This is a genomic window from Streptomyces sp. NBC_01077, from assembly GCF_045162855.1.
Classification (GTDB): Bacteria; Actinomycetota; Actinomycetes; order Streptomycetales; family Streptomycetaceae; genus Streptomyces.
On record NZ_CP108669.1, the window covers coordinates 1,266,195 to 1,286,200 of the forward strand.

A 20,006-nucleotide genomic window follows, 5' to 3' on the forward strand; every position below is an offset into this window, starting at 1 on the left:
GTCCGGAAAGTCCCGCCTGGCCCGACCGACAAGACACCCCCTGGGTCAGCCGGTGGGCGGGGTGTCCCCCACGAGCCACATGGAGAAGAACTGGGCGCCGCCTCCGTAGGCGTGCCCGAGCGCCCTGCGGGCGCCGTGGACCTGGTGCTCGCCCGCCTCCCCGCGGACCTGGAGCGCGGCCTCGGCGAAGCGGATCATGCCGGAGGCTCCGATGGGGTTGGTGGAGAGGACTCCGCCGGAGGGGTTCACGGGCAGGTCGCCGTCGAGTTCGGTCACCCCGGCCTCGGTGAGCTTCCAGCCCTCGCCCTCCTCCGCGAAGCCGAGGTTCTCCAGCCACATGGGCTCGTACCAGGAGAACGGCACGTACATCTCGACGGCGTCGATCTCCCGCCGGGGGTCGGTGATGCCGGCCTGGCGGTAGACGTCGGCGGCGCAGTCCCGGCCCGCCTGGGGCGAGACGAAGTCCTTGCCCGCGAAGAGGGTGGGTTCGCTGCGCATCGCACCGCCGTGCACCCAGGCGGGTGGCCGGGGTGCACGGGCCGCGCCCGTACGGTCGGTGAGGATCATGGCGCAGGCGCCGTCCGAGGAGGGGCAGGTCTCGGAGTAGCGGATCGGGTCCCAGAGCATCGGGGAGGCCTGCACCTTCTCCAGGGTGAGGTCGTGCTCGTGGAGATGGGCGTACGGGTTCTTGAGCGCGTTGCGCCGGTCCTTGTACGCGACGAGGGAGCCGATCGCGTCGGGCGCGCCGGTCCGCCGCATGTACGCGCGGACGTGCGGGGCGAAGAAGCCTCCGGCGCCGGCGAGCAGCGGCTGCTGGAAGGGCACGGGCAGGGAGAGGCCCCACATGGCGTTGGACTCGGACTGCTTCTCGAACGCCAGGGTGAGGACGGTCCGGTGGACGCGCGCGGCCACCAGGTTGGCGGCGACGAGCGCGGTGGAGCCGCCGACCGATCCGGCCGTGTGCACCCGGAGCATGGGCTTGCCGACCGCGCCGAGCGCGTCGGCGAGGTACAGCTCCGGCATCATCACGCCCTCGAAGAAGTCGGGGGCCTTGCCGATGACGACGGCGTCGATGTCCGCCCAGGTCAGCTCGGCGTCCGCAAGGGCGCGGACGGCGGCCTCGCGGACGAGTCCGGCGATCGACACGTCCCTGCGGGCGGCGACGTGCTTGGTCTGGCCGATGCCGACGACGGCGACGGGCTCTTTAGGCACGGGCTTCTCCTTCCAGGACGGCGACGAGGTTCTGCTGGAGGCAGGGCCCCGAGGTGGCGTGGGCGAGGGCGCGGTCGGAGTCGCCCCGGTGGATACGGGCGGCGGCCTCGCCGAGCCGGATGAGTCCGGCGGCCATGACGGGGTTGGCGGCGAGCGCGCCGCCGGAGGGATTGATGCGGACGGTGTCGTCGAGGCCGAGGGCCTTGGCGAGCACGACCTCCTGGGAGGTGAAGGGCGCGTGGAGTTCGGCGGTGTCGACGGGCGCCTCGAAGGCTCCGGCGCGTTCGGCGGCGAGGCGGGTGGAGGGCGAGTCGGTGAGGTCGCGGACCCCGAGGGAATGGGCCTCGATGCGGTGGTCCATGCCCCGGATCCAGGCGGGGCGGGCGCAGAGTTCACGGGCCCGGTCGCCGGCGGCGAGGATCACGGCGGCGGCGCCGTCGCCGATGGGCGGGCAGTCGCCGGTGCGGAGTGGCTGGACGACGTACTCGCCCTGGGGGCGGGCGCCGGGCAGCTGGGCGTGAGAATTCGCGGTGGCGTCCTCCCGGCTGCGGGTGGCGATCGCGGCGAGGGCGGGTTCGTCGGTGGCGCCCGCGTCGACGAGCGCCTGCGCCTGGAGGGCGGCGAGGGCGACGGAGTCGGGCCACAGCGGGGCCAGGTAGTACGGGTCGAGCTGGCGGGTGAGGACGTCGCGGACGGAGCCGGGCGAGGACTTGCCGTACGCGTAGACGAGAGCGGTGTCGGCCTCGCCGGTGAGGAGCTTCACCCAGGCCTCGTACAGGGCCCAGGCGCCGTCGGTCTCGACGTGGGACTCGGAGATCGGCGGCCAGGCGCCGACGCCGTCGAGGGCCATGGTGAAGGAGAAGGCGCGGCCGGCCAGGTAGTCGGAGGAGCCGGAGCAGGTGAAGCCGATGTCGGAGGTCTTGAGGCCGGTCTGCCGGAGGACGTCGTGCAGGACGGGCATGACCATCTCGACCTCGGAGAGGTCGTCGGTGCGGCGGCGGTGGTCACTCTGGGCGAAGGCGACGATCGCCACCTCTCGGTCCGGCCTCACAGCAGCTCCTTGTAGGTGTCGTAGTCGGCGTCGGGCTCGCCGGTGGGCCGGTAGTGGTCGGGGTAGCGGCCGTCCTCGCTCCACACAGGTTCGACGCGCAGCCCCATCCGGACCTTGTCGTACGGGATGCCGGCGATGCGGCCGTGGAGGGCGAGCCCGGCGCCGTCGAGGGCGATGTGGGCGTAGACGTACGGCACGTCGATCTCGGCGTTCCGCGCCTTGATGTTGACGATGCAGAAGGTGGTGACGGTGCCGCTCGGACCGACCTCGACCTGGTCGGTGGTGGCGACGCCGCAGGTGGGGCAGGCGCCGCGGGGCGGCACGTACACCTTGGTGCAGGAGGGGCAGCGTTCGCCGACGGTACGACGCCCGGCGAGCGCGTGGAGGTAGCGGGTCTGGGCGCGGCCGGGACTGTAGGTGTAGTCGAGGCGGGCGGGGGCGACGATGCCGGTGACGGGGTCGGTGAACTGCCCCTCGTGCGGGTGCGGTTCGGCCGCCGGGTCACTGTCGTACGGCTCGAAGCAGGCGATGTCCGTGATCGCGCCGGAACGTTCGGCGGCCCAGCGGATGCGGACCCGCATGCCGGTGCGGACGGCTTCGGGGCCGGGGGCGTCGAGAGCGTGCAGGAGGGCGGTGTCGGCGCCGTCGAGACGGACGAGAACCCAGGCGAAGGGGGTCGTGAGGGGCTGCCCGGGGCGGGGCTCGGGGTTCCAGGCCCAGGTGGTGACGGTGCCGGTGGCGCCGACCTCGACGAGGTCGCGGAGCTCGGCGGCGGTGGCGGGGTCGTACTCGACGGGCGGGACGAGCACGTCGCCGGTCTCGGTACGGACTCCGAGGACGGTCTGCTCGCGCAGGCCGGTGAGGAAGGCGGACTGGATGGGGCTCAGGGAGCGGGTGAACGGGAATTCGACGATGAGCGGGGCGTGGAGGGTCTCCGGGGGTGGGGTCATGTGCGGGCTCCTTGGTGGCGGCGGGTGGCTTGGGGCGCTTCAGCCCGCCCGGCGTTTGAGGGCACGGCCGAAGGCCGTACGGGGTCTGGGTGCTTGTCCCCAGTTCGGGAAGGGGCGGGGTGGGGAGAGACCTCACTCCCGCCGATACACCGCCGCCCGCTTCTCCGCGAACGCCCGCGCCCCCTCCTTCGCGTCCGCCGTGTCGAAGATCGGCCACCCCCGTTTCAGCTCGGCCGCCAGCCCCTCCGTCTCGGTCATCTCCGCGGTCTCGTAGACCGACGCCTTGACCGCCTCGACGGCCAGCGGGCCGCACGCGTTGATCCGCTCGGCGACGTCGAGGGCCGCGTCGAGGGCGCTGCCGTCGGGGACGACGCGTCCGACCAGGCCGATGCGGGCGGCTTCCTCGGCGGTGTACGGGCGGCCTGTGAGGAGCATTTCGAGGGCGTGGGTGCGGGCGATCTGGCGGGGCAGGCGGACGGTGGAACCGCCGATGGGGAAGAGGCCGCGCCGGACCTCGAAGAGCCCGAAGGTCGCGGAGGCGGCCGCGACCCGGATGTCGGTGCCCTGGAGGATCTCGGTGCCGCCCGCGACGCAGTAGCCCTCGACGGCGGCGATGACGGGTTTGCGGGGGCGGTGGTGGCGCAGCATCGCCTTCCAGTGCAGATCGGGGTCGGCCTTGAGCCGGTCCCGGTACTGCTCGCCCTCCATCCCCTTGCCGGCCAGGGCCTTGAGGTCCATGCCCGCGCAGAAGGACCCGCCGGCGCCGGTGAGGACGACGGAGCGGATGCCGTCGTCGGCGTCGGCCTCCAGCCAGCCGTCGTAGAGGCCGACGAGCATCGGCAGTGAGAGGGCGTTCTTGGCCTCGGGCCGGTTCAAGGTGAGTACGAGCGTGGCGCCTTCGCGCCGCACGCCGAGGTGTTCGGTGCCACCCATGGGGGTCTCCCGTCTCCAGTTCTGGAACAGGTTGCAGGAGCCGGGGGTCCAGTTCAATAGTTTTCTGACACTCAGTCAGATTCTTCTGCGCACCCCCTTCCCCCTGCCGCCGGTCGGCGCTCTAATGACCGCCGAGCCAGTGCGCACCCGTACGAGTCAGCGCGAGCCGGGGTCAGGAGGAACGGTGGAGTACAACCTTGCCGACCTGTTCGAATCGGTGGTCGACGCGGTCCCCGACCGCGAGGCTCTGGTGTACGTCGATCATCCGGGGACGGGCGAGGAACGCCGGCTCACCTATGCCGAACTCGACGCCGCCGCCAACCGGATCGCCCACCACCTCATCGACGCGGGCATCCGGCCCGGCGAACACCTCGGCCTCCACCTGTACAACGGGATCGAGTACCTGCAGACCGTCCTCGCCTGCCTCAAGGCGCGGATCGTGCCGGTCAACGTGAACTACCGGTACGTGGAGGAGGAGCTCGTCTACCTCTACCGGGACGCCGACCTGGCCGCACTCGTCTTCGACGCCGAGTTCACGGACCGGGTCGCGGCGGCGCTGCCGCAGACGGAGAAGCTGCGGCACCTCGTGCGGGTGGGGACCCCGCCCGAGGGAGCGGCCGGCCTCGACTGCGTGCCGTACACCGAGGCGGAGGCTGCCGGATCGCCGGAGCGGGGCTTCGGGCCCCGCTCGGCCGACGACCTCTTCATCATCTACACCGGCGGTACCACCGGGATGCCCAAGGGCGTCCTGTGGCGCCAGGAGGACCTGTTCTTCGCGGGACTCTTCGGCGGTGACCCCTCGGGCGAGCCGGTGAAGCGGCCCGAGGAACTGGCCGAGCGCGTCGCCGCCGGCGGCGCCGGCATCACGTTCTTCCCCGCGCCGCCTCTGATGCACGGCACCTCCACGCTGACCGCGTTCATCGCCTTCGACTACGGCCAGCGGGTCGTCCTGCACCGCAAGTACGTCCCGGAGGAAGTCCTCCGCACCCTGGAGAAGGAGAAGGTCTCCAGCATCTCCCTGGTCGGGGACGCGATGCTGCGGCCACTCGTGGACGCGCTGCGCGGGCCGCTGAAGGGCACGGACCTCTCCGCCCTCTTCAGCCTCTCCTCGTCCGGGGCGATCATGTCCGACACCGTGCGCGTCCAGCTCCAGGAGCTGATGCCGAACGTACTGCTCCTCAACAACTTCGGCTCCACCGAGTCCGGCTCCAACGGCCGCGCCACCGACGACTCCGGCCCCGCCAAGGGCTTCCGGCTGCACGTCAACGAACGCACCCAGGTCGTCGACCCGGTCACCCGTACTCCCGTCGCCCCCGGCGAGACCGGCCGGCTCGCCCAGCGCGGCCACGTGCCGCTCGGCTACTACAACGACCCGGAGAAGACCGCCGAGACCTTCTTCGAGCGGGACGGGATCCGGTGGGTGCTCCTCGGCGACATGGCTACCGTGGACGAGAGCGGGGTCGTCACCGTCCTCGGGCGCGGCTCCCAGTGCATCAACACGGGCGGCGAGAAGGTCTATCCGGAGGAGGTGGAGCAGGCCCTGAAGTCCCACCCCGACGTGTACGACGCGCTGGTCGCCGGAGTGCCCGACGCCCGCTGGGGCAACCACGTCGCCGCGGTCGTCCAGCTCCGCCCGGAGGCGCCCCCGCTGGACCTGGAGTCCCTCCAGACCCACTGCCGCCCCCGCCTCGCGGGGTACAAGGTCCCGCGCCAGCTGGTCCTCACCGACCGCATCCAGCGCTCCCCCAGCGGCAAGGCGGACTACCGCTGGGCCCGCACGGTGGCGGTCGAGGCGGACACGAACGGCGCGGAACGCGGCTGAAACGGAAGGGGGACCGCCCCGTCCTCACAGGACGGGGCGGTCCCCCTTGGCGTGCGCCGCTCCGCGCCCCCCACCGGACGGGATCCGGATCAGCCCTGCCGCTCGCTGATGTTGACCATCCACGTGATCCCGAACCCGTCCGTGCACATGCCGAAGACATCGCCCCACATCTGCTTCTCCAGCGGGACGGACACGGTGCTGCTGTCGGACAGCTTGGACCAGTAGCCGCGCAGTTCCTCGGCGTCGTCGCCGCTCAGACTCACCGCGAAGTTGTTCCCCGGTGTGTGCTCCATGCCGGGCGGGGTGTCGGCGCCCATCAGCGTGAATCCGCTGGGCGTCTCCAGCATTCCGTGCATGATCTTGTCGGCGTACCCGGGGGGCGCCCCGGCGCCGGAGCCGCCATACGTGTTGAGCGTGAGGCTGCCACCGAGGACCTGCTGGTAGAACTCCATGGCTTGCTTCGCTTCACCGGAGAAGTTGAGGTAGGGGTTGAGGCGAGTGGTCACACGTGGCTCCTGTCATGTCGCGCGGTGGCGGTGTCGGGCACCGACCGAAGCCGCCGCCCCTCCGATCTTCCACCGGCGTCCCCGCGTACGGCCGAGGCGCGCCGCGCGCGAGCCGATCGGCCCATGGGCACGGCCGGCGCGCGGACCCGATCGACAGGAGCCCTCTACAGCCCGAACTCCCGCAGTGCGGCGAGGAATTCTTCGGGCCGGTCCGTGTGCAGGAGATGTCCCGACTCGATCGTCACGAGGCGGGCTTCGGGGATGCGGCCGGCCAGCCAGGGCAGCTGGTCCTGGGGGATGTGGCTGGACGGGCCGCCCGCGACCACGAGGGTCGGGGCCTTGATCGCGGGGAGCTCCTCGCGCCAGGCCGGGTCGGGGGCGTTCAGCTGGGCGTTCGTGGCCGGGACGATCTCCCAGTCGAAGGAGAGGGCCTCCTCGGGGCGCACCACCGGGGGCCGCGGCGGGTCGAGCGGGAAGAAGACCGGCGGCTCCTCCAGGACGAGCCGGCCGATCAGCTCGGGTTCGCGCTGGGCGAGCAGATACGCGGCGGCGGCACCCATCGAATGGGCGACGACGGTGGCGCCGTTGAGACCGAGGGCCTTGAGGAAGCCGCCGAGCTCGTCGCGGAAGATGTCGAAGCCGTAGTGGCCCGGCCGGTCGCTGAGCCCGTGACCGCGCAGGTCGACCGCGTACACCCGGTGCTCGGTGGCGAGCTCCGCCGCGATCCGCGTCCATGTGGTGCTGTTCTCGGTGCGCCCGTGGACCAGGACGACGGGAGGGGCGTCCTCGGCGCCTCGCACCCGGTAGGCGAGGCGTACCCCGTCCACCGTGACCGTGCGGACCTCCGGGTCGAGGAAGGCGGCGATCGGACGGACGAAGGCCTCCGCGTCATCCACCCACGGGTAGTGTCCGGCGCCCGGCAGGACGACGAGTTCGGCGTCGGGGAAGAATGCGGCCGCTTCCGCAGCCTTGGCGGGGGTGGGGCCCGCGTCGTGCTCCCCCGCCAGGACCAGGACCGGTGCCGTGAGCGCGGTGAGCGCGCGGCGGGTCGCCTCCGGGTCGTACGCGCCCTCGCCGTGGTAGGCGGTGACGGCTTCCCAGTGCAGCTGCGTCGCCGCGCCCGCGGCGTGTTCCTGGGCGGTCGCGTCCCAGCGGCCGTAGGAGAAGGGCGCCACGATCTCGACGATGCGCGGCAGCGGGGTGTCCGGGCCGATCGTGCCGAGCGCGGCCCTGGCCTCCGGGTACCAGGGCCGGTCGGCGAAGACCTCGACGGCCTTGTCCCACTCCTCATCGGTGGTGCCGACGCCGACCGCCTGCCCGGCGGAGGTGACGAGGACGAGGGAGCGGACCCGCTCCGGGTGGGCGGCGGCGTACAGGGTGGCGAGGTTTCCGGCGGCCGAGTGGCCGAGGAGGTCGATCCGCTCCAGACCGAGGTGGACGCGGAGCGCCTCGACGTCGCCGACCTGCCGGTCGCAGCGGTACGTGCCGGGGTCGGCGGGCTCGGCGCTGCCCCCGGTCCCACGGGGGTCGAGGAGGACCAGGGCTCGGTGGGCGGCGAGTCCGCCGAGGTCGCCGAGGTAGGCGGCGTCGCGCATCGGTCCGCCCGCCAGGCACACCAGGGGCTCGCCCTCCCCCTGGATCCGGTAGGCGAGTTCGGTCCCGTCGTACGAAATGATCTTGGGCATGGTGTCGATCCTCACCGGCACGGGCGATCTTCGCAACGGGTTTCACGGGGAGCGCGATACGGTGGGTGGACCGTCCCCGATCAGCGAAGGAACCGTTCCACCGTGCCCGAGACCCGGGAACCCGCACTGCGCGGCGACTGCGCCAACTGCTTCGGCCTGTGCTGTGTGGCGCTGCCCTTCGCGAAGTCGGCCGACTTCGCGGTGAACAAGGCGCCCGGCGAGCCCTGCCGGAACCTCCAGGAGGACTTCCGCTGCGGCATCCACACCCGGCTGCGGCCGAGCGGATTCCAGGGCTGCACGGTGTACGACTGCTTCGGCGCCGGCCAGCAGGTCTCCCAGGTGACCTTCGGCGGCGTGTCCTGGCGCGAGGCGCCGGAGACCGCGAGCCTGATGTACGACGTGTTCTACGTGATGCGCCAGCTCCACGAGCTGCTGCGCTACCTCACCGAGGCGCTGGCCCGCCCGGCGGCCCGCCCGGTCCACGCCGAGCTGCGGACGGCCCTCGCCCGCGTCGAGGACCTCACCCGGGGGTCGGCGGACACGCTGGAGAAGCTGAGGGTGCCGGAGGTGCGCGCGGAGGTGAACCAGCTGCTCCTGCGGACGAGCGAGCTGGTCCGCGCCACGGCCGACGGGAAGCCGAAGAGCCGGCGCGGTGCCGACCTGATCGGCAAGCGGCTGCGCGGGGCGAAGCTGCGGGGCACCGACCTGCGCGGGGCGCTGCTGATCGCCGCCGATCTGACGGGTGCCGATCTGTCGCTCACGGACCTGATCGGCGCGGACCTGCGGGACGCCGATCTGTCCGGGGCGGACCTGACGGGCGCGCTCTTCCTGACGCAGCCCCAGCTGAACGCGGCGCGCGGGAACGCCGAGACCCGCCTTCCGGAGGGTTTCGAGCGCCCCGCGCACTGGACGTCCTGACGGACGACCCGCCGGCCGGGGCCCCGACGGGACCCCGGCCGTTCTCCGCTACGACGACGGGGCCGCGTTGCGCCAGACCGTCACGTCGAGCGTCATGTAGGTGCTGGGCGAGTCCTCCGGGGAGATGCCCTTGACGGTGACGAGGCCCATGTGGCCGGTACCTGTCGTGACGCACAGCTGGCGGCCCTGGGACAGCTTGGTCACGTAGACGTTCTGGGTGAACCGGGTCTCCGCGCGGCACACGTCGAGGGAACCCACCTGCCCCGGGTCGAGGAGGACCAGGTTGCCGCCACTGCTTTCGGCATCGAGGTACCCGCCGGTGTCGTAGGAGAGTTCGTACCCGCCGTCCTCACCGTCCTGGGGCCGTACGACCTCGTCCCCGAGGGTCAGGTGGTAGCCGGCGGTGAGGTTGATGTTCGTGAAGTCGGCAGGCTTCGGGGCGGACGCCGTCGGGGGCTTCGCACTCGGCGTGCCAGTGGCGCCACTGGTGCTGCCGGTATCGGTGGTACCAGTGGTTCCCGAAGTCGTCGGGCCCCCCGTGCCGGTCGGCTTGTCGTTGTCCGACGCCTTCGCCTGATCCTTGTCCTTCAGGAGCGTGTAGGCGGTGACACCGCCCACGACACCGAAGGCGAGCACGGCGGCCACGGCGACGAGCAGCCCCTTCTTGGCCGAGCTGCGCGGCGCGCCGGGCGGCGTGGACATCGGCCCGCCCGGGGCTCCGGGGTGCGGGTACGACGGTGGGAACGGCCCCTGCGTCGGCGCGTAGGCGTGGGCCGGCGCCGCATGGCTCGGCGCCGCGTGGCTCGGCGCCGCGTGGCTCGGCGCCGCGTGGCTCGGCGCCGCGTGGGTCTGCGCCGCGTGGGGCGGAGGCGTGGGGTACTGCCCGGGCGGGGGCGTCTGCTGCTGTCCGACGACGGGCCCGTACCCGCCGGGCGGGGCAGCCGGCGGGGCCGGGGTCGACGGAGCGGTCGGCGAGTAGGCCGCGGCGGGCGCGGGCGGCCCGGCCGGAGCCGTGGGCATGTAGCCGCCCGTGGGCGCGGTCGCCGGGGGCGGCGGCGTCTGGACGGGCGCCGGAGCCGCCGCACGTGCCGTGATGTCGGCGGAGACAGGCCCCGGCAGCCAGTCCTCGGGGCGGCGGAGCACCGTCGACGCGTTCGCCGCCTGGCAGAGCTGAATGATCTCGGCGAGCGTCGGCCGTGCCTCGGGGTCCTTCGCGAGGCACCGGGTGACCAGCTCGCTCAGCCGCTCCGGCACCGCGCCGAGGTCGGGCTCCTCGTGCACGATCCGGTAGAGGACACCGTGCGAGGTCCCCTCCCCGAAGGCCGGGACGCCCGTCGACGCGTACGCCGCGACCTGGCCGAGGGCGAAGACGTCGGTGGCCGGGGTCACCCTGCGCCCGGCGGCCTGCTCGGGCGCCATGAACGACGGGGTGCCGATGGTGACGCCGCTGCCGGTGAGCGAGGTCGCGTCGGCCGCGTGGGCGATTCCGAAGTCGATGACGCGGGGCCCGTCGGCGGCGAGCAGCACGTTGGACGGCTTGAGGTCGCGATGCACGATCCCGGCGCCGTGGATGACGTGCAGTGCCTCGGCCATGCCGGCGACGAGCAGCAGCACCGTCTCCACGGGGAGCGCCCCGTGGGCGACGACCGCGTCGGCGAGCGAGGGGCCCGGGACGTAGGCGGTGGCCAGCCAGGGCTGTGCGCCCTCGGGGTCGGCGTCGATCACGGGCGCGGTGAAGAGCCCCTGGACGCGCTGCGCGGAGCGCACCTCCTGCGCGAAGCGGCGGCGGAACTCCGCGTCCTCACCGAACTCGGGGCGGATCAGCTTGATGGCGACGGGCCGGCCGCCGGGGGTGTACGACAGATACACCTTGCCCATGCCGCCGGCGCCCAGCCTGGCGGCGAGCCGGTACCCCGCGACCGTGGTGGGATCGTCCGCCGCGAGGGGCTGGAAGACCTCGCCCGCGCCGCCTCGTCCCGACTGCTGACCACTCATGAACTCGTGTCTCCCCACGCAGACCTCAATTGCCGGACGGCACCTTATCGTTTCCGGACACCCGGCCCGCCTCGCGGCCGCCCCGGCGGCCCTCGACGGGCGGCCTAACCGCCGTACGTGTAAGGAGTCGTGGTGGAAAGCGTGAGGAATCCGAGGCGTTGGAGGATGGGGCGGCTCGTGTCGGCCGCGTCGACCTGGACGTAGCGGTGGCCGCGTTCGGCCGCGATACGCGCGCGGTGGGCGACGAGGGCGCGGTAGAGGCCCCGACCGCGCCAGGCCTCGACGGTGCCGCCGCCCCAGAGGCCGGCGAAGTCGGTGCCGGGGCAGAGTTCGAGGCGGGCCGCGCTCACGGGTTCGCCGTCGGCGAGGGCGACGACGGCGGTGACGGTGTCGGGGTCGGCCGCGAGCCGGTCCAGGAGCTGCCGCCCGATGTGGGTGCTGTCGGTGCCGAAGGCGCGTTCGTGGACCTCGGCCACCTGGCGTACCCCTGCCTCGTCGGTGACGGCACGGAGTTCGACGCCCGCGGGCAGCGGTACGTCGTGGGGCAGTGCGGCGGCCTCGGCGGCCATCAGGGTCTCGGGGTCCTCGGCGGTGAAGCCCGCGGCGAGGAGCCGGTCGCCGAGGTCGGCGGGGGTGTCGTGGGCGTACAGCTTCCACTCGAAGGACAGGCCGGCGGCGCGGTAGTGGTCGATCTGCCCGGCGATGGCGATGTCGGCGGCCGAAACGTCGAGACCGGACCAGAGGACGCCGTTCCAGGCGTGCGCGGGTCCGGTCTGGCGGACGACGTCGCCGACACGCTCGATCCGGCAGCCGGGCCCGTCGGGTCGGGCCTGGCGGCGGAGCTGACGGTCGTACAGGTCACGGAGGTGCTGGGGTTCCATGCGGGTCACTCCAACACCCCTGGTCAGGGCCCGGCAACGGGATTAGCGGGCCGCCTGTGCCCCTTCGGTCCGGCCCGCGAGGCGTACGGACCGGGAAAAGTTTCTCCGACCCCTTGCCAACCCCCGGGTACCTCCGGTTTTACTGACCCGGAACGGATCTACCGAATGATCGGTCGTCCGTTTTCGACCGGGACCGTGGAGGAGTGGCGCGATGACGGAACTGCTGGACAGCGGCGAACGGCTCGGACGCGAGGAGCTGGCGGCACTCCAGCTGGAGCGGCTCCGCGCGAGCCTGCGCCACGCGTACGAGAACGTGGACTTCTACCGGCACTCCTTCGACACGGCCGGGGTGACCCCGGACGACTGCCGTACGCTCGCGGACCTCGCCCGCTTCCCCTTCACCGCCAAGACGGACCTGCGCGACCACTACCCCTTCGGCATGTTCGCCGTCGACCAGTCCCGGATCCGGCGCATCCACGCCTCCAGCGGCACCACCGGCCGTCCGACCGTCGTCGGCTACACCGACGGCGACCTCGACATGTGGGCCGACATGGTCGCCCGTTCCCTGCGCGCCGCCGGGGCCCGCCCCGGACACAAGGTGCATGTGGCGTACGGATACGGCCTGTTCACGGGTGGACTCGGCGCCCACTACGGCGCGGAGCGCCTCGGGTGCACGGTGATCCCCGCGTCGGGCGGCATGACGGCCCGACAGGTGCAGCTCATCCAGGACTTCCGCCCCGAGATCATCATGGTGACCCCCTCGTACATGCTCACGCTGCTCGACGAGTTCGAGCGGCAGGGTGTGGACCCGCGGTCGACCTCCCTGAAGGTGGGCGTCTTCGGCGCCGAGCCGTGGACGGAGGCGATGCGGAAGGAGATCGAGGAGGCCTTCGCGATCGACGCGGTCGACATATACGGTCTGTCGGAGGTGATCGGCCCGGGCGTGGCCCAGGAGTGCGTGGAGACGAAGGACGGCCTGCACATCTGGGAGGACCACTTCTACCCGGAGATCGTGGACCCGTTCACGGGCGAGGTGCTGCCGGACGGGGAGGAGGGGGAGCTCGTCTTCACCTCGCTCACCAAGGAGGCCATGCCGATCGTCCGCTACCGGACCCGCGATCTGACCCGTCTGCTGCCGGGGACCGCGCGGACGTTCCGGCGGATGGAGAAGGTCACGGGGCGCAGCGACGACATGATCATCCTGCGCGGGGTGAACCTGTTCCCCACCCAGATCGAGGAGATCGTCCTCCGCACGCCGGGCGTCGCCCCGCACTTCCAGCTGAGGCTGACCCGGGAGGGCCGGCTCGACGCCCTGACCGTACGGGCCGAGGCCCGCGCGGGGGCGACGGGCGAGCAGCGCGCGGAGGCGGCCCGGACGATCGCGGGGGCGGTGAAGGACGGCATCGGGGTGTCGGTCGGGGTCGAGGTGGTGGACCCGGAGACGCTGGAGCGGTCGGTGGGCAAGATCAAGCGGATCGTGGACCTCAGGGAGTCCTAGGGGTGTCCGGAGAGTCCCGCCCGGCCTGCGGGCAGACGGCGCTACTTTCCGGACACGACCCCAGGTCCACGAGCAGGGGGGGGGCCGCCTGGCGGCCCCTCCGCTCAAGAGAGCCTGACGCCGGCGATCCGGGCGCGGTAGAACCTGCCTTCGTAGCCGTAGTAGTCCAGGCCGCGGCGGTAGCTCGGCTTCCCCGTGGGGTCGAAGAACTGCACGTACTCGTTCCACCACCCTTCCTTGCCCGGGTCCGTCACGTCGATCGCCTGCACCCAGAAGGACTCGCCGTCCACGGCACGGGCGAAGGACTTCACGCCGAGGCTCTGCGGCCGGATGTTCGTGAGCGCGAGGTTCGCCTTGTCGACGGTCCAGATGGCCTGGGCGCCGTTCAGGACGAGGTTGTTCGAGTCGGTGAAGTCCATGTCGAGGCTGTGGCCGCCGAACGGGGTGGCCCACACGTGCTTCTGTACGAGTTCGAGACGGGCGCCCTTCAAGGAACCGGTGATGCGGTACTTGGCGAGCGTCCACGTGCCCAAGGCATACAGGTGGGAGCCGTCCCACCAGAGGCCGTGCGCGCCCGTGTACTCGATCCGGTCGACCGGCTCGGACCCGAGTGTGGCGGGATCGTCGGCGTTCGTGGGGGCGTACACGGACAGGTAGCCCTCATAGGGCAGGGCGGACGACACCGGCGACGACGACGCCACGACCACGACACCGTGGCTGCGGATGTACTCGACCGCGTGCGGGTTCCCGCCCGGGGTCGCCGACCACAACAGGGCGTCGTCGTCACCGAAGTTGACCATGCCGACCTTGCCGCCACCCGCGGCGACCATGCACACCCAGCCGAAGCGGTCGGTCTCACGGAAGCGCGCGTCGCCGAGGCGGGCCCACTCCGTCTGGCCGGGTGCCGCCCACTCCCAACCCAGATTCTCGGGCGTCCACAGATTGATCGCGCGGAACAGCATGACCTTGTTCTTGACCTGCTCGGTCACGAGAACGTCGTAGTTGCCCGCCGCGTGGGCGGGCGTCGCGGCGGCGACGGAAAGGAGCGGTGCCCCCATGCCGATCGCGGCAGCACTCTTCAGCAAAGTTCGACGATTCACGGAAATCCCCCCCGGGATGACTGAATATTTCGGGCGTCAAGCTAACACGCCGGCCGGTCGGCAGCAGTCCCTGACGATCTCTTCTGCCCGGGTCACGACTCGGGCGAGAAGCGGTCGCGCAGTTCCCGCTTGAGGATCTTGCCGCTCGCGTTGCGGGGCAGCTCCGGAGTGAAGTGGATGCGCTTCGGGGCCTTGAAGTGGGCCAGTTTCTCGCGGGCGTGGGTCAGGAGTTCGGTCTCGGTGACCTCTCCGCGCGGGACGACCACCGCAGTGACCGCCTCGATCCAGCGGTCGTCGGGGAGGCCGATCACGGCGACCTCGGCGACGCCGGGGTGGGTGTAGAGCGCGTCCTCGACCTGGCGGGAAGCGACCAGCACTCCCCCGGAGTTGATGACGTCCTTCACCCGGTCGACGATCGTGAGATAGCCCTCGGCGTCGCGGACGGCCAGGTCGCCCGAGTGGAACCAGCCGCCCCGGAAGGCCTCCTTGGTCTCCTCGGGCTTGCGCCAGTACCCCTCGCACAGCTGCGGCGAGCGGTAGACGATCTCGCCGGGGGTGCCGTCGGGGACGTCCTTGCCGTCCTCGTCGACGACCCGGGCCTCGACGTGGCGGACGGGCCGGCCGCAGGAGTCCATCCGGCCCTCGTGCTCGTCGGGGCCGAGGACGGTGGCGAGCGGGCCGATCTCGGACTGACCGAAGCAGTTGTGGAAGCGCAGTCCGGGCAGCCGTGCGCGCAGCCGCTCAAGGACCGGTACGGGCATGATCGAGGCCCCGTAGTAGGCCTTGCGGAGGGCCGACAGGTCGCGGCTCGCGAAGTCGGGGTGGTTGGCGAGGCCGATCCAGACCGTCGGCGGGGCGAAGAGGCTGTCGGCGCGGCCTGCCTCGACCAGGTCGAGGAGAACCGTCGGATCGGGGCCGTCGACGACGGTGTTGTCGGCGCCGACGGCGAGGTAGGGCAGCAGGAAGACGTGCATCTGTGCCGAGTGGTAGAGCGGCAGCGCGTGCACCGGCCGGTCGTCCTCGTGCAGGTCGAGGGCCTCGATCGCGCTCGCGTACTCGTGGACGAGTGCCCGGTGGGTCATCATCGCGCCCTTGGGCAGGGCCGTGGTGCCCGAGGTGTAGAGCAACTGGACGAGGTCCCGGGCGTCACGGTCGGTGTCGTACGTCTCCGGCGCGTCGAGCGCGTCGAGGAGTGAACCGGGCGCGTCCCGCAGCGCCTTGACCGCGAATCCGTCCGGTACGCGCTCCGCGAGGGCGGGGTCGGCGAGGACGAGGGAGGTGTCCGACTGTTCCAGGAGGTACGTGAGGTCCTCACCGGTCAGATGGTGGTTGACCGGCACATGGATCAGGCCCGCCCGGGAGCAGGCGAGGAACGCGATGACGTAGGCGTCCGAGTTGTGGCCGTAGGTCGCGACGCGGGCGGCCTCGGGCAGGCCGAGGTGGTGCGGTTCCCGCAGGACGGCCGCCGCGGTGGAGACGGCCGCGTCCAGCTCGGCGTACGTCCAGGTCCGGTCGGCGTAGCGGAGGGCGATCCGGTCGGGGACGCGCTGGGCGCTCATGCGCAGGACACCGTCGACGGTGCGGCTGAGGAGTCGATCCATGCGGTGATCCTCGGCGCGTACCGGGCGGAAGGTCAAGTACCGTGCGGCGCGCCGCACATGCCCGGACCTCGGATACCGAACGGGATGTTGACAAGCGGGGCGCGCGGCTGCGTGCATGGTCCGACTCACCGTGCTCCACCTTCCGTTGGGAGGCACCTTGCACTTCCGCACCCGCCCGTTCCGTACCGGTCGGCTCGGCACCGGTCCGCTCGGCACCGGTCGACTCGGCGCCGGTCGACTCGGCGCCGGTCCGCTCGGCACCGGTCCGCTCCGTACGCGTCTCACACGCCTGGCGCTCGCCGGCGCCGCCCTCGCCGTCGTCACCGCCACGCTGCCCGGCGCGGCGGTCGCCGACTCCGGGGACCGGGCCCACCACCCGTCCGACCGGGGCCTGTCGGCCGTCATCCGGTACACCGAGCACGGCATCCCGCACATCGTGGCCAAGGACTACGCGAACCTCGGCTTCGGGACGGGCTGGGCCCAGGCCGCCGACCAGATATGCACGCTCGCGGACGGCTTCCTGACGGTGAACGGGGAGCGCTCCCGGTACTTCGGTCCGGACGCCGCCACGGACGGCTCGCTCTCCTCCGCCGCCACGAACCTCTCCAGCGACCTGTACTTCCGCGGGGTGAAGGACGCCGGAACCGTCGAGGCGCTGCTCAGGACCCCCGCACCGGCCGGCCCCAGCCGTGACCTGACGGAGCTCATGCGCGGCTGGGCCGCCGGATACAACGCCTGGCTGCGGAAGAACCGCGTCACGGATCCCGCCTGCGCGAACGCCGACTGGGTCCGCCCGGTGACCGCCCTCGACGTGGCCCGGCGCGGCTTCGCCGTCTCGGTGCTCGGCGGACAGGGTCGTGCCGTCGACGGCATCACCGCCGCCCGGCCGCCGGCGGCTCAACCCGCCGCGCAGTCCGGTGCGCAGACCGCCCCGCAGACCGGCGCGCCCGGCCAGGCTCCCGACCCCGACCGTGCCGCCGAGGCCGCCCGGGAGCTGTTCGCCGCCGAGAACGCCACGATGGGCTCCAACGCCGTCGCCTTCTCGGGGGCCACCACGGCGAACGGGCGCGGGCTGCTCCTGGGCAACCCCCACTACCCCTGGCAGGGCGGCCGCCGCTTCTGGCAGTCGCAGCAGACCATCCCCGGCGAGCTGAACGTCTCGGGCGCCTCGCTCCTCGGCACGACCGTCGTCAACATAGGCTTCAACGACAAGGTGGCCTGGAGCCACACCGTCGCCACCGGGGTCCCGCTCAACCTGCACCAGCTGACGCTCGCCCCGGGCGACCCGACCTCGTACCTGGTGGACGGCCTGCCGGAGCGGATGACCCCGCGTCAGGTGACCGTGCCGGTCAAGGGCGGCGCTCCCGTCACCCGCACCCAGTGGTGGACCCGGTACGGTCCGGTCGTCGGGGGCCTCGGCCCGCAGCTCCCGCTGCCGTGGACGACGAGCACGGCGTACGCGCTCAACGACCCCAACGCGAGCAATCTGCGCGGTTCCGACACCGCGCTCGGCTTCGGCAGGGCGCGCTCCACCCGGGACATCGCCGAGACCCTGCGGCGTACGCAGGGGCTGCCCTGGGTCAACACGATCGCGGCGGACTCGGCGGGACACTCCCTCTTCACCCAGTCGCAGGTACTGCCCCGGATCACGGACGAACTCGCCGCGCGCTGCTCCACGCCGCTCGGCCGGGCCAACTACCCCTCGTCGGGCGTCGCGGTGCTCGACGGCTCGCGGTCGGACTGTTCGCTCGGCTCCGACCCCGACGCGGTGCAGCCGGGCGTCTTCGGCCCGGCGCGGATGCCGGTGCTGCGGGACACCCCGTACGTGGAGAACTCCAACGACAGTGCCTGGCTGACCAACGCCGACCGGCCGCTGACCGGCTACGAGCGGATCTTCGGCACGATCGCGACGCAGCGCTCGCTGCGGACCCGCGGCGGTGTCGAGGACGTGGCGGCGATGGCCGTGCGCGGCGACCTGACGGTGGCCGACCTCCAGCGTCAGCAGTTCGCCAACCGGGCTCCGGCCGGTGACCTGGCGGCGGCCGATGTGGCTCAGGCCTGCGCGACCGCGCTGCCGGACGACCCCGAGGCCTGCCGGGTGATCGGCGCGTGGGACCGGACGGTGAACACGGACAGCCGGGGCGCGCTGCTCTTCGACCGCTTCTGGCGGAAGTTCACGGCGGCGGTGCCGTCGGCCCAGCAGTGGACGGTGCCGTTCTCGCCGGCGGACCCGGTCCGTACCCCGAACACCCTGAACACGACGGCGCCGGGCTTCGCGAAGGCCCTGGCGGACGCGGTGGCGGAGCTACGGGCCTCGGGGATCCCGCTGGACGCACCGCTCGGCGCGCACCAGTTCGTCGTACGGAACGGGGACCGGATCCCGGTGAGCGGCGGCACGGAGTCGCTGGGCATCTGGAACAAGACGGAGTCCGTGTGGAACGCGGCCGGCGGCGGCTATACGGAGGTCGCGCACGGCACCAGCCATGTGCAGGCGGTGGGCTGGGACGGCGGCCGGTGCCCGGTGGCCCGCACGCTGCTCTCGTACTCCCAGTCCTCGAACCCGACGTCGCCGTACTACAGCGACCAGACCCGGCTGTACGCGGGCGAGCGCTGGGTGACCTCCCGGTTCTGCGAGAAGGACATCCTGCGCTCGCCGGCGCTGCGGGTGGTGGTCGTCAGGGGCTGAACGGTTCCTCGGAGCCCGTCGCAGGGCTCGTCAGGGACTGAAGGACAGGAAGACGAAGGCGGCGAAGATCGCGAGATGGACGCTGCCCTGGAGGAGGGTGGCCCGTCCGGGCACCACGGTCAGGGCGCTCACCACACCGGTGAGGACGAGCAGGACCATGTGGAGCGGGCCGAGGCCCAGCACCAGGGGCCCGGACAGCCAGATCGAGGCGAGCGCGATCGCCGGAATCGTCAGGCCGATGCTGGCGATCGCGGAGCCGTACGCGAGGTTCAGGCTGGTCTGGACGCGGTCCCGGCGGGCCGCGCGGACGGCGGCCAGGGTCTCGGGCAGAAGCACCATCAGGGCGATGACGACACCGACGACCGCCTTGGGCAGGCCCGCCGACTCGACGCCGTCCTCGATGGTCGGCGAGATCAGCTTGGCGTTGCCGACGACGGCGACGAGGGCGACGACGAGGAGGCCGAGGCTGGTCCAGGCGTCACGCCTGGTCGGCGGGTCGGCGTGCTCCTCCGCCGAGTCCTGGCCGGGGCGCGGCACGGGCAGGAAGTAGTCCCGGTGCCGGACCGTCTGGACGCCGACGAACACGCCGTACAGACAGATGGAGGCGACGGCGGCGAAGGCGAGCTGGGCGGAGGAGAACTCGGGGCCGGGGTGGCTGGTGGTGAAGGTCGGCAGGACCAGCGTCATCGTGGCCAGGGTGCAGACGGTGGCGAGCGCGCCGCCGGAGCCCTCGGCGTTGAAGACCGCGACGCGGTTGCGGAGCGCGGCGACGAGCAGGGAGAGGCCGACGATGCCGTTGCAGGTGATCATGACGGCGGCGAAGACGGTGTCACGCGCGTAGGTCGAGGTCTTCTCGCCGCCTCCCGCCATCAGTGTGACGATGAGTCCGACCTCGATGACGGTGACGGCCACGGCGAGGACGAGCGAGCCGTAGGGTTCGCCCACCCGGTGGGCGATGACCTCGGCGTGGTGGACGGCGGCGAGGACGGCGGCGATCAGGCACAGCGCGATGAGCCCGACGGCGAAGCCCGGAAGGTCCCGCCCCCAGGCCGCGACAAGCACAAGCGCCGCCACCACCGGCCCCCAGGTGGTCCACTGCCGTGCCAATGACGCCGTGCTCGAACTCATGATCCGCATCCTGCCACAAAGGGGGCTTTCGCCCGGTTCG

15 protein-coding genes are annotated in these 20,006 nt (G+C 72.2%); 4 read left to right on the forward strand and 11 right to left on the reverse strand.

All coding sequences use genetic code 11. From position 1 onward, the window contains the following. Window positions 1-45: 45 nt before the first annotated feature. The 4 genes from OG462_RS05760 to OG462_RS05775 all read right to left on the reverse strand — a co-directional run bounded on the left by OG462_RS05760 (window position 46) and on the right by OG462_RS05775 (window position 4,146). The gene (locus tag OG462_RS05760) at window positions 46-1,212 is read right to left on the reverse strand and encodes a thiolase domain-containing protein (RefSeq protein WP_406055063.1); all 1,167 of its coding nucleotides are present in this window, start codon (window positions 1,210-1,212) and stop codon (window positions 46-48) included. Beyond that, complete coding sequence (locus OG462_RS05765) at window positions 1,205-2,263, reverse strand: thiolase domain-containing protein (protein WP_406055065.1); 1,059 nt, start codon at window positions 2,261-2,263, stop codon at window positions 1,205-1,207. Before OG462_RS05765 ends, OG462_RS05760 begins: the two co-directional genes overlap by 8 nt. Next, window positions 2,260-3,213, reverse strand: a complete 954-nt coding sequence (locus tag OG462_RS05770; protein ID WP_406055066.1) for a Zn-ribbon domain-containing OB-fold protein — start codon at window positions 3,211-3,213, stop codon at window positions 2,260-2,262. The genes OG462_RS05765 and OG462_RS05770 overlap by 4 nt, the downstream gene beginning before the upstream one ends. Before the next feature lie 132 nt (window positions 3,214-3,345). Continuing rightward, window positions 3,346-4,146 (reverse strand): crotonase/enoyl-CoA hydratase family protein, encoded by an 801-nt coding sequence (locus OG462_RS05775; RefSeq protein ID WP_406055068.1) that lies wholly within the window; start codon window positions 4,144-4,146, stop codon window positions 3,346-3,348. A 184-nt stretch (window positions 4,147-4,330) separates the two neighbouring features. Here OG462_RS05775 and OG462_RS05780 point away from each other — a divergent pair, with 184 nt between their 5' ends. Then, complete coding sequence (locus OG462_RS05780; protein ID WP_406055070.1) at window positions 4,331-5,968, forward strand: acyl-CoA synthetase; 1,638 nt, start codon at window positions 4,331-4,333, stop codon at window positions 5,966-5,968. Between the two features lie 89 nt (window positions 5,969-6,057). Here the strand turns inward: OG462_RS05780 and OG462_RS05785 are convergent, their stop codons facing one another. Beyond that, window positions 6,058-6,474, reverse strand: a complete 417-nt coding sequence (locus OG462_RS05785; RefSeq protein ID WP_406055072.1) for a VOC family protein — start codon at window positions 6,472-6,474, stop codon at window positions 6,058-6,060. Between the two features lie 164 nt (window positions 6,475-6,638). Beyond that, window positions 6,639-8,159, reverse strand: coding sequence for an alpha/beta fold hydrolase (locus OG462_RS05790; RefSeq protein ID WP_406055074.1), 1,521 nt, complete (start codon window positions 8,157-8,159; stop codon window positions 6,639-6,641). Window positions 8,160-8,261: 102 nt separating this feature from the next. Between OG462_RS05790 and OG462_RS05795 the strand changes: the two genes are divergently transcribed. Further along, window positions 8,262-9,077, forward strand: coding sequence for a pentapeptide repeat-containing protein (locus tag OG462_RS05795; protein WP_406055076.1), 816 nt, complete (start codon window positions 8,262-8,264; stop codon window positions 9,075-9,077). Window positions 9,078-9,125: 48 nt separating this feature from the next. Here the strand turns inward: OG462_RS05795 and OG462_RS05800 are convergent, their stop codons facing one another. Next, window positions 9,126-11,072 (reverse strand): serine/threonine-protein kinase, encoded by a 1,947-nt coding sequence (locus OG462_RS05800; RefSeq protein WP_406055078.1) that lies wholly within the window; start codon window positions 11,070-11,072, stop codon window positions 9,126-9,128. Between the two features lie 104 nt (window positions 11,073-11,176). Further along, entirely contained in the window at window positions 11,177-11,953 is a 777-nt protein-coding gene (locus OG462_RS05805; RefSeq protein WP_406055080.1) for a GNAT family N-acetyltransferase, read from the reverse strand. Between the two features lie 211 nt (window positions 11,954-12,164). On the opposite strand from OG462_RS05805, the gene paaK reads away from it, so the two are divergent. Further along, window positions 12,165-13,451 carry a phenylacetate--CoA ligase PaaK gene (paaK, locus tag OG462_RS05810; RefSeq protein ID WP_406055082.1) on the forward strand — a complete coding sequence of 429 codons (1,287 nt, stop codon included), beginning with the start codon at window positions 12,165-12,167 and terminating at the stop codon, window positions 13,449-13,451. 104 nt (window positions 13,452-13,555) lie between these two features. Here the strand turns inward: paaK and OG462_RS05815 are convergent, their stop codons facing one another. Both OG462_RS05815 and OG462_RS05820 read right to left on the reverse strand, forming a co-directional pair. Beyond that, on the reverse strand, window positions 13,556-14,536 hold the full coding sequence (locus OG462_RS05815; RefSeq protein WP_406055084.1) for a hypothetical protein: 981 nt from the start codon (window positions 14,534-14,536) through the stop codon (window positions 13,556-13,558). A 107-nt stretch (window positions 14,537-14,643) separates the two neighbouring features. Further along, on the reverse strand, window positions 14,644-16,152 hold the full coding sequence (locus OG462_RS05820; RefSeq protein ID WP_406055086.1) for a fatty acyl-CoA synthetase: 1,509 nt from the start codon (window positions 16,150-16,152) through the stop codon (window positions 14,644-14,646). A gap of 289 nt (window positions 16,153-16,441) precedes the next feature. Here OG462_RS05820 and OG462_RS05825 point away from each other — a divergent pair, with 289 nt between their 5' ends. Continuing rightward, window positions 16,442-18,838, forward strand: a complete 2,397-nt coding sequence (locus OG462_RS05825; protein ID WP_406066385.1) for a penicillin acylase family protein — start codon at window positions 16,442-16,444, stop codon at window positions 18,836-18,838. Window positions 18,839-18,868: 30 nt separating this feature from the next. On the opposite strand, the gene OG462_RS05830 is transcribed toward OG462_RS05825, so the two are convergent. Further along, window positions 18,869-19,966, reverse strand: a complete 1,098-nt coding sequence (locus tag OG462_RS05830) for a calcium:proton antiporter (protein WP_406055088.1) — start codon at window positions 19,964-19,966, stop codon at window positions 18,869-18,871. Between the last annotated feature and the right edge of the window lie 40 nt (window positions 19,967-20,006).